This window comes from Pseudomonas monteilii NBRC 103158 = DSM 14164, assembly GCF_000730605.1.
GTDB classification, from domain to species: Bacteria; Pseudomonadota; Gammaproteobacteria; order Pseudomonadales; family Pseudomonadaceae; genus Aquipseudomonas; species Aquipseudomonas monteilii.
This window is the reverse complement of sequence record NZ_BBIS01000065.1, coordinates 20,459-29,601: the sequence shown is the minus strand read 5'-3', so window position 1 is coordinate 29,601 and position 9,143 is coordinate 20,459. Positions and strand designations below refer to the sequence as shown.

Below are 9,143 nucleotides of genomic sequence, written 5' to 3'. Positions count from 1 at the left end.
GCCCCGCAAATGCGGGGCTCATGGTGCAACAGAATCAGCCAAAGACGATTTCGTCGCCTTCCACCTTGGCGGTGATCGCCGTACCCGGCAAGAACTTGCCCGCCAGAATCAGCTGCGCCAGCGGGTTTTCGATCCAGCGCTGGATGGCACGCTTCAGCGGCCGTGCGCCGTACACCGGGTCGTAACCCACGGCAATCAGCTTGTCCAACGCCTCCGGGCTCAGGCTCAGCGACAGTTCGCGTTCCAGCAAGCGGCTGCGCAGGCGGCCCAGCTGGATTTCGGTAATGCCGGCAATCTGCTCGCGGCCCAGTGGTTCGAACACCACCACTTCGTCGATACGGTTGATGAACTCTGGGCGGAAGTGCGAACCCACCGCATCCATCACCGCTGCACGCTGTGCTTCGCGGTCGCCCACCAGTTCCTGGATCTGCGCCGAACCCAGGTTGGAGGTCATCACGATCACGGTGTTGCGGAAGTCTACCGTGCGCCCGTGGCTGTCGGTCAGACGGCCGTCTTCCAGCACCTGCAACAGCACGTTGAACACATCCGGGTGGGCTTTCTCCACCTCATCCAGCAGCACCACCGAGTAAGGCTTGCGCCGTACGGCCTCGGTCAGGTAACCGCCCTCTTCGTAGCCGACGTAGCCTGGTGGTGCACCGATCAGGCGAGCCACGGAGTGTTTCTCCATGAACTCGGACATGTCGATACGCACCATGGCCTCTTCGGTGTCGAACAGGAACTCGGCCAGCGCCTTGCACAGCTCGGTCTTGCCCACACCGGTCGGGCCGAGGAACAGGAACGAGCCACTTGGCCGGTTAGGGTCGGACAGCCCGGCACGCGAGCGGCGCACGGCGTTGGCCACGGCGGTTACCGCCTCGCCTTGGCCAATCACGCGCTGGTGCAGCAGCTCTTCCATTTTCAGCAACTTTTCGCGCTCGCCTTCGAGCATCTTGGCCACCGGAATACCGGTCCACTTCGATACCACTTCGGCAATTTCTTCCTCGGTCACCTTGTTGCGCAGCAACTGGTTCTCGGTCTTGCCGTGCTGATCGACCATCTGCAGGCTGCGCTCCAGGTCCGGGATTACCCCGTACTGCAGTTCGGCCATGCGGCTCAGGTCGCCTTTGCGACGGGCAGTTTCCAGCTCTTGGCGGGCCTGCTCGATCTTTTGCTGGATCTGCGCCGAGCCCTGCACTTCGGCCTTTTCCGACGCCCAGATTTCTTCCAGGTCGGAATACTCACGCTCCAGCCGCTCGATTTCTTCGGTCAGCTTCTCCAGGCGTTTTTTCGCCGCCTCGTCTTCTTCTTTCTTCAGTGCCTGCGACTCCACCTTCAACTGGATCAGGCGGCGATCAAGGCGGTCGAGCACTTCCGGCTTGGAGTCGATCTCCATGCGGATGCGGCTGGCGGCTTCGTCGATCAGGTCGATGGCCTTGTCGGGCAGCTGGCGATCAGTGATGTAGCGGTGGCTGAGCTTGGCCGCAGCGATAATGGCGCCGTCAGTGATGGCCACCTTGTGGTGCACTTCATAGCGCTCTTTCAGGCCACGCAGAATGGCGATGGTGTCTTCTTCGCTCGGCTCTTCTACCAGCACCTTCTGGAAGCGGCGCTCCAGCGCAGCGTCCTTCTCGATGAACTGGCGGTACTCGTTAAGCGTGGTGGCGCCAACGCAGTGCAGTTCGCCACGGGCCAAGGCTGGCTTGAGCATGTTGCCGGCGTCCATGGCGCCCTCGCCTTTACCGGCGCCGACCATGGTGTGCAGTTCGTCGATGAACAGGATGATCTGGCCTTCCTGCTTGGACAGCTCGTTCAGCAGGCCTTTCAAACGCTCTTCGAACTCGCCACGGTACTTGGCACCGGCAATCAGCGCGCCCATGTCCAGCGCCAGCAGGCGCTTGCCTTTGAGGCCGTCGGGCACTTCACCGTTGATGATGCGCTGGGCCAGGCCTTCGGCGATGGCGGTTTTACCCACCCCAGGCTCACCGATCAGCACCGGGTTGTTCTTGGTGCGGCGTTGCAGCACCTGCACGGTACGGCGGATTTCATCGTCACGGCCAATCACCGGGTCCAGCTTGCCTTCTTCGGCACGCTTGGTCAGGTCGACGGTGTACTTGTCCAGCGCCTGACGCGACTCTTCGGCGTTGGCATCATTCACTGCCGCGCCGCCGCGCAGGTTGTTGATGGCATTTTCCAGGGCCTTCTTGGTCACGCCCTGGCTCAGCAGCAGTTTGCCGAGCTTGCTGTTCTCGTCCATGGCGGCCAACAGCACCAGCTCGCTGGAAATGAACTGGTCGCCCTTCTGCTGGGCCAGGCGGTCGGCCTGGTTGAGCAGGCGCGCCAGGTCCTGCGACATGTTCACGTCACCGGTGGGGTTCTGGATTTTCGGCAGCTGGTCGAGCTCTTTCACCAGCCCCTGACGCAGGCTGTTGATGTCGAAGCCAACCTGCATCAGCAGGGGCTTGATGGAGCCGCCCTGCTGTTCGAGCAGTGCCTGCAGCAGGTGCACGGGCTCGATGGCGGGGTGGTCCATGCCAACGGCCAGGGATTGGGCATCGGATATTGCAAGTTGCAGCTTGCTGGTCAAACGGTCTATTCGCATGGTGTACCTTCCTTTAAAGGGCAGGTCGGAGCGATGGACAGCGCCTGTTTATGAAGAAACCTGCCTGAGATGACCTAATAGATAAGGCTGATTCTGGAAGATTCAAGCGTAGCGGGGTTGACCAAGGTCAACCTGTTGGATTGTCGCTGGGGCATTCGCGGGTAAACCCGCGAAGAGACCGGTACAGGCTAGCGCGGGTCCAGCCAGACCAACGATGCAAACCGCCCACCCTGCGGGGTACGGCGATAAGAGAAGAACCGCGCATCGCTGACCGTGCACAAGCCACCGCCATACACAGCAGTCACCCCACGCGCTGCCAGGCGAATACGCGCCAGCTCATAGATATCCGCCATCAGCTTGCCCGGCCGCTCACCCTCGACAAAAGCACGGGCCGCTTCCGGATGCACCGCCGTAAAGGCATCACGCACTTCCAGCCCTACTTCGAAGGCCTGCGGGCCAATGGCCGGCCCCAACCACACCAGCACCTCTTCTGGCGGCAGCGCCAGGCGGTCCAGCGTGGCTTCCAGCACGCCACCGGCCAACCCACGCCAGCCCGCATGCGCGGCTGCCACGCGCGTCCCCGCCCGGTCGCAGAACAGCGCAGGCAGGCAATCGGCAGTCATCACGGTGCAGGCAATGCCTGGCTGGTCGGTCCAGCTGGCGTCGGCCTCGGCCACCACAGCCGGGTCGGCATCCGCCACCACCAGGCCATGCACCTGCTTGAGCCAGGCCGGCTGGATGGCGAACGCGTCGCTCAGCCGGCGGCGGTTTTCGGCGACCGCCGCAGGGGCATCCCCTACGTGGTCGCCAAGGTTGAAGGTTTCGTAGGGGGGCAGGCTGACGCCGCCCTGACGGGTGGTGACACAGGCGCGAACCGAGGCCGGGGCCGGCCAGTCGGGGAACAACAGCGACTGCGTCAGGCCACTCATCCGATAAAGCTCTCGCGGTCTTCGTTCAGCAGCGTCAGCAACCAGAGGAAGTCATCCGGCAGTGGCGATTCCCACTTCATGACTTCACCGGTAATCGGGTGGGCCAAGGCGAGGAAACGCGCATGCAGTGCCTGGCGCGGGAAGGTTTTCACCGCCTCGACCATGGTTGGGCTGGCGGCCGGCGGAATGCGGAAGCGCCCACCGTACGTCTGATCACCCACCAGCGGGAAGCCGACATGGGCCATGTGCACGCGAATCTGGTGAGTACGGCCGGTTTCCAGCTTGACCCGCACATGGGTGTGCGAGCGGAAGCGCTTGAGCACACGGTAGTGGCTGACCGCCGGCTTGCCGCCGTCGGTGACAGCCATGCGCTGGCGCATACCGCCGTGGCGGCCGATCGGGGCATCGATCTTGCCACCGGAAGTCACCACGCCAATCACGATGCACTCATAGATGCGGCTGACTTTGCGGGCTTGCATCTGCTCAACCAGCTTGGTCTGCGCTTGCAAGGTCTTGGCCACCACCATCAGGCCCGTGGTGTCTTTATCCAGGCGATGAACGATACCGGCACGCGGCACGTTGATGATGTCTGGCACGTGGTGCAGCAGCGCATTGAGCAGGGTGCCGCTGGCATGGCCGGCGGCCGGGTGCACAACCAGGCCCGCAGGCTTGTTGATCACCAGGATGTGGTCGTCTTCATAGACGATATCCAGCTCGATGTCTTCTGCGATCCACTCGCCCTGGGCCTCTTGCTCGGCCTCCAGCGCAAGCACTGAGCCACCATAAACGGTATCGCGAGGGCGCACGACGGCGCCATCGACCGTCAGGCGGCCTTCTTTGATCCACGTAGTAAGCCGCGAACGCGAGTACTCGGCGAACAATTGGGCGGCGACCTGGTCGAGGCGTTGACCGCCCAGATCGGACGGTACCTCTGCGCTAAGTTGAATGATCTCGGACATGCTCGATTCGGCGGGCGCACAGCCTTTGGTTTCGGCTGCGAGCTTGTGGTTAAATACGGCTTCTTTTGTCCCGGGGTTGGCCGGGGCGCTCATCATAACAGGACGGCACCGCCCAAGACAGCGGCCGTCAAAGGGACGCAAGCCGCCATGCAAGTGAAACACCTGCTGCTGATCGCCATCCTCGGGCTTACCGCGGCCTGTTCCTCTAATAAAGAGGTCATTGACGAGAACCTCAGCGAAGCCGAGCTGTACCAGCAGGCGCAAGCTGACCTGGACAACTCCAGCTACACCAGCGCCGTGAACAAGCTCAAGGCCCTGGAATCGCGCTACCCGTTCGGCCGCTATGCCGACCAGGCGCAGCTTGAGTTGATCTACGCCAACTACAAGAACTCCGAGCCCGAGGCTGCCAAGTCGGCTGCGGAGCGCTTCATCCGCCTGCACCCGCAGCACCCGAACGTGGATTACGCCTACTACCTCAAGGGCCTGACCTCGTTCGACCAGGACCGTGGCCTGCTGGCGCGTTTCCTGCCGCTGGACATGACCAAGCGTGACCCGGGTGCCGCCCGCGACTCGTACAACGAGTTCGCCCAGCTGACCAGCCGCTTCCCCAACAGCCGCTACGCGCCAGACGCCAAGCAGCGCATGATCTACCTGCGCAACTTGCTGGCCTCGTATGAAATCCATGTGGCCGATTACTACCTGAGCCGCCAGGCTTATGTGGCCGCCGCCAACCGTGGCCGCTACGTGGTCGAAAACTTCCAGGAAACCCCCTCGGTCGGTGACGGCCTGGCGGTGATGGTCGAGTCGTACCAGAAGATGCACCTGGACGAACTGGCCGCCAGCAGCCTGGAAACCCTCAAGCTCAACTACCCGGACCACCCGAGCCTGGTCGATGGCGAGTTCCAGCCCAAGCAGACCGAGTCTGACGGCCGTGGCTGGCTGTCCAAGGCCACCCTGGGTCTGATCGAAACCGATACCCCGCTGCCGCCGGGCGAAACCCGCGCCAACCAGGACGTGGTCAAGCAGTTCCAGGACGCCCGCGACGAGATGCCGCAAGAGCTGCTGCCGAAGGACGAGAACGGCGACCCGATCGTGCCGGAAGGCCCGAAAGAAGCCGAGAAAGACCGCTCCTGGTTCAGCTACATGACCTTTGGTCTGTTTGACTGACACACAGCGGTAAATGAAAGGGAGGCCTTGGGCCTCCCTTTTTTATTGGCCGCGTCCTAGACTGTCGGCTTCTTCAACCGACAAGCTGGACACCATGGTTCGCCTACTTTTCTGGATCGCCCTGATCGCCGCCGCGTTCTGGCTGTGGCGCAAGTTCAAAGTCAGCCAGCAGTCGCACCCCGAGGCGAAGCTGGATGCACCGCTGAAGATGGTGCGCTGTGCCCATTGTGGCGTGCATTTGCCCAACGACCGGGCGCTGCAGCAGGGCAATGAGTGGTATTGCAGCCAGGCACACCTGCAACAAGGCCCTGGTCGCCAAGGCTGAGCCAGTATCACCTGAATCCCTTCGCGGGCATGCCCGCGAAGAGGCCTGTGAACCCTGCATCACTTATCCCTCCCCGACCCTTTCACACCAATTACGACCCCTCCCCCGACGCCAGCATTGACCCATCCCGGTAAAACTCGCTAAATCCTATTTATCCGCATAAATATGAAAAATAGCGAAATGCTCAAACCCAAACGCAAGCGCCAGAAGCTGTCCGATGTGATCGTCGAATCGGTCAAGCGCTCGATCGTCACCGAAGCGCTGCACCCCGGTGACCGCCTGCCCACCGAGCGTGAGCTGATGGAGCATTTCGAGTGTTCCAAGGGCACCGCCCGCGAAGCACTCAAGGCGCTGGAGGTCGAAGGCCTGGTCAGTACCCGTACCGGCCCGACCGGCGGCGCCTACCTCAATGAAGTAGGTACCGAGCCGGCCAGCCGCGCGCTGCGCAATTACCTGCACTTCCAGCACCTGGACGGCGAGCAGGTTTACCAACTGCGCAAAGTCATCGAGGTAGAGCTGGCGGTGTCGGTGATGGGCAAGCTGAGCGAAGCCGACTACGCCGCGCTGCAAGCCAACATCGACTTCTGCAGCGCACCGGAAGACAGCGAGGAAGGCCAGCGCGAGCAGCGCCTGGCAGAGCTGGAGTTCCACACCCTGCTGGCCGACCGTTGCCCGAACCCGTTGCTGCGGTTCATGGCGGTGTTCCTCAACGACCTGCTGCGCGACCTGGTGGTGCTGAAAAAGGCCTACCTGCCCAAGCGCCAGCAGTTCGCCGCCGCCAACATCGACTACCACAAGCAACTGCTGAGCGCCCTGCGCGCCAGCGACGAACCCGCTGTACGCCGGCTGATGCATGAACACATGTGCGACGCCGAGCACCACATGACCGCGCTGGAAGGCGAGGTTGCCCGCAACTTCCTGCTGGAGTTCGACCACCACCACTGATGCGCCTGGTAAGAGGCCTGCACACAGGCCCGGCCGTACCCGCTTTGTCATTGCCACTCCTGCCTAATAACCACAACCAAGGAGTTACTCATGCAAAGACGTACCCTGCTCAAGGCAGGCCTTGCCCTGGGTGCCTTAGGTAGCCTCCCCTTGGGAGCGCTCCGGGCATTCGCCGACCAACCGCTGACCTTCTATGGGCTCAAGTCCATGTCGGGCGCCTTCGCCAGCTACGGCAAGTACGCCGACATGGGGTCGCGCCTGGCCATCGCCGAGTACCCGCAGCTGCTCGGCCACCCGCTCAAGTACAAGGTCATCGACACCGAAGGCAACGCCGGCAAGGCGGTGCGCAAGGTACAGGAAGCCATCGGCCAGGATGGCGCACGCTTCTTCCAGGGCTGCACCCTGTCGTCTTCGGCTCTGGCGGTGTCGAAGGAAATCCACAAGGCCGGCGGCGTGTTCATGACGCCCGTGGGCGCCGACGAAATCACCGGTAAAGACTGCAACGCCTCGACCTTTCGCTGGTCGGTGCCCACCTACGGCGCCATCCGCGAAACCCTGGTGCCCATGATCCGCCAGCTGCCCCAGGCCAAGCGCTGGTACACCATCACCCCGCAATACGTGTTCGGCGACGCCCTGCTGGACAACGCCCGGAAGGTGTTTGCCGAGCTTGGTGTGGAACACATCGGCAACAGCTACCACTCGCTGCAGGAACAGGAGTTCTCCGGCTACCTCACCAACGCCATCGCCGCCAAACCCGATGTGCTGGTGCTGCTCAACTTCGGCAGCCAGGCCTCCAACGCCCTGCGCCAGGCCGTCAACTTCGGCATCAAGGACCGCATGAAAGTGCTGATGGTGTGGTCTGCCGGCCTCGACCAGTTTCAGGAGCTGGGCAGCGACGTGCTCGAAGGCGTGTACCTGGGTGCCCAGTACTGGCACCAGGTCGATACACCGCTGAACAAGCAACTGGTTGCCGCCACCCGCAAGGCCTATGGCATCAACCCCAACTACCCGCTGGCTGCCGACTATATCGGCACCAAGGTCATGCTCGAAGCCATCGTCAAGGCCGGTAGCCTGGAGGGCGCCGCCGTGTCTGCGGCATTGCAGGGCATGCGCTTCCAGGGCCCGACCGGCGAAGAACTGATCCGCCCTGGCGACCATCAGGTACTCAAGGATTACTACCTGCTGCGCGGCAAGCCCCAAGGGCAGATGCGCGACGAGGACGACCTGGCCGAAGTCATCAGCTCGGGCCGTTCGTTCGTCGAGGTCGACCACACCGGTTGCGCCCTGGCCTGAAGCCGCGGCGTTAGTCACACACACTCGTACAGGCAGCCGCACCGCGCGCTGTCGAGGGCACGCTCATGCTCGATTTGTACCTGTTCCAACTGCTCAACGGCCTGGGCCTGGGGATGATCTACTTCCTCATCGCCGTGGGCCTGACGATCATTTTTGGCCTGCTCAACTTCGTCAACTTCGCCCACGGCGCGTTCTTCTTGCTGGGCGCCTACCTGTGCTACACCGCCGTGGCCATCACCGGCAACTTCTGGCTGGCACTGCTGATTGCACCGCTGGTGGTGGCCGCCCTGGCCTGGGCGGTCGAGCGCCTGTTGATCAAGCGCATCTACCACCTGCCGCACACCTTCCAGATCCTCGTCACCCTCGGTATCGCGCTGATCATCCAGGAAGCCTCGGTGCTGATCTGGGGCCCGGTGGGCAAGAACATTGCCGTACCGCCCGAGCTGCGCGGGGTGCTGATCCTCGGTGACTTCATCTACCCCTACTACCGCCTGTTCCTGATCGGTTTCGCCGCGCTGATCGGCCTTGGCCTGTGGCTGCTGCTAGAGCGCACCCGCTTCGGCGCACTGGTGCGGGCCGGTAGCGAAAGCACCGAGACCGTGTCGCTGCTGGGCACCAACATTTTCCGCCTGTTTTCCCTGACCTTCGCCCTGGGCGTGGGCCTGGCCGGCGTGGCGGGTGTGCTGTTCGCCCCGCTACGGGGCGCGCAACCCTTCGTCGGCCCGGAAATTCTCGGCATTGCCTTCGTGGTGGTGGTAATCGGGGGCATGGGCTCGTTCGGCGGTGCGCTGGTTGGCGGCCTGCTGGTAGGTGTGGTGCAAAGCATGATGACCAGCCTCTGGCCGCAAGGCGCCAGCCTGATGATCTACGGGGCCATGGCCGCCGTGATTCTGGTCCGTCCCTATGGCCTGTTCGGGAGAGCCTGA

Annotated in this window: 8 protein-coding genes; 5 read left to right on the top strand and 3 right to left on the bottom strand. The window is 62.9% G+C overall.

What is annotated here, in order from left to right:
- Positions 1–34 precede the first annotated feature (34 nt).
- From clpB to rluD, 3 genes are all read right to left on the bottom strand, one after another.
- A complete protein-coding gene (gene clpB / locus PM2_RS27155) occupies positions 35–2,599 on the bottom strand; it encodes an ATP-dependent chaperone ClpB (RefSeq protein WP_025754954.1) in 2,565 nt (854 codons plus the stop codon).
- A 188-nt stretch (positions 2,600–2,787) separates the two neighbouring features.
- Positions 2,788–3,528 carry a peptidoglycan editing factor PgeF gene (pgeF, locus tag PM2_RS27150; RefSeq protein ID WP_016713391.1) on the bottom strand — a complete coding sequence of 247 codons (741 nt, stop codon included), beginning with the start codon at positions 3,526–3,528 and terminating at the stop codon, positions 2,788–2,790.
- Positions 3,525–4,487, bottom strand: a complete 963-nt coding sequence (rluD, locus tag PM2_RS27145) for a 23S rRNA pseudouridine(1911/1915/1917) synthase RluD (protein ID WP_026020366.1) — start codon at positions 4,485–4,487, stop codon at positions 3,525–3,527. The genes pgeF and rluD overlap by 4 nt, the downstream gene beginning before the upstream one ends.
- 147 nt (positions 4,488–4,634) lie before the next feature.
- Between rluD and PM2_RS27140 the strand changes: the two genes are divergently transcribed.
- The 5 genes from PM2_RS27140 to PM2_RS27120 all read left to right on the top strand — a co-directional run bounded on the left by PM2_RS27140 (position 4,635) and on the right by PM2_RS27120 (position 9,143).
- Positions 4,635–5,654 carry an outer membrane protein assembly factor BamD gene (locus PM2_RS27140; protein WP_016713393.1) on the top strand — a complete coding sequence of 340 codons (1,020 nt, stop codon included), beginning with the start codon at positions 4,635–4,637 and terminating at the stop codon, positions 5,652–5,654.
- 94 nt (positions 5,655–5,748) lie between these two features.
- A complete protein-coding gene (locus tag PM2_RS27135) occupies positions 5,749–5,979 on the top strand; it encodes a PP0621 family protein (RefSeq protein WP_016713394.1) in 231 nt (76 codons plus the stop codon).
- Between the two features lie 180 nt (positions 5,980–6,159).
- On the top strand, positions 6,160–6,924 hold the full coding sequence (locus PM2_RS27130; protein ID WP_016713395.1) for a FadR/GntR family transcriptional regulator: 765 nt from the start codon (positions 6,160–6,162) through the stop codon (positions 6,922–6,924).
- Positions 6,925–7,014: 90 nt separating this feature from the next.
- A complete protein-coding gene (locus PM2_RS27125) occupies positions 7,015–8,217 on the top strand; it encodes an ABC transporter substrate-binding protein (protein WP_016713396.1) in 1,203 nt (400 codons plus the stop codon).
- A gap of 65 nt (positions 8,218–8,282) precedes the next feature.
- Positions 8,283–9,143: a branched-chain amino acid ABC transporter permease gene (locus PM2_RS27120; RefSeq protein WP_016713397.1), complete on the top strand. Its 861-nt coding sequence runs from the start codon at positions 8,283–8,285 to the stop codon at positions 9,141–9,143.

What these genes read in the sequence shown, in the direction of transcription:
- PM2_RS27135 (WP_016713394.1), top strand. Translation starts at nt 5,749, where the DNA reads ATGGTTCGCCTACTTTTCTGGATCGCCCTGATCGCCGCCGCGTTCTGG.
- PM2_RS27130 (WP_016713395.1), top strand. Translation starts at nt 6,160, where the DNA reads ATGCTCAAACCCAAACGCAAGCGCCAGAAGCTGTCCGATGTGATCGTC.
- PM2_RS27120 (WP_016713397.1), top strand. Translation starts at nt 8,283, where the DNA reads ATGCTCGATTTGTACCTGTTCCAACTGCTCAACGGCCTGGGCCTGGGG.
- PM2_RS27140 (WP_016713393.1), top strand. Translation starts at nt 4,635, where the DNA reads ATGCAAGTGAAACACCTGCTGCTGATCGCCATCCTCGGGCTTACCGCG.
- rluD (WP_026020366.1), bottom strand. Translation starts at nt 4,487, where the DNA reads ATGTCCGAGATCATTCAACTTAGCGCAGAGGTACCGTCCGATCTGGGC.
- clpB (WP_025754954.1), bottom strand. Translation starts at nt 2,599, where the DNA reads ATGCGAATAGACCGTTTGACCAGCAAGCTGCAACTTGCAATATCCGAT.
- pgeF (WP_016713391.1), bottom strand. Translation starts at nt 3,528, where the DNA reads ATGAGTGGCCTGACGCAGTCGCTGTTGTTCCCCGACTGGCCGGCCCCG.
- PM2_RS27125 (WP_016713396.1), top strand. Translation starts at nt 7,015, where the DNA reads ATGCAAAGACGTACCCTGCTCAAGGCAGGCCTTGCCCTGGGTGCCTTA.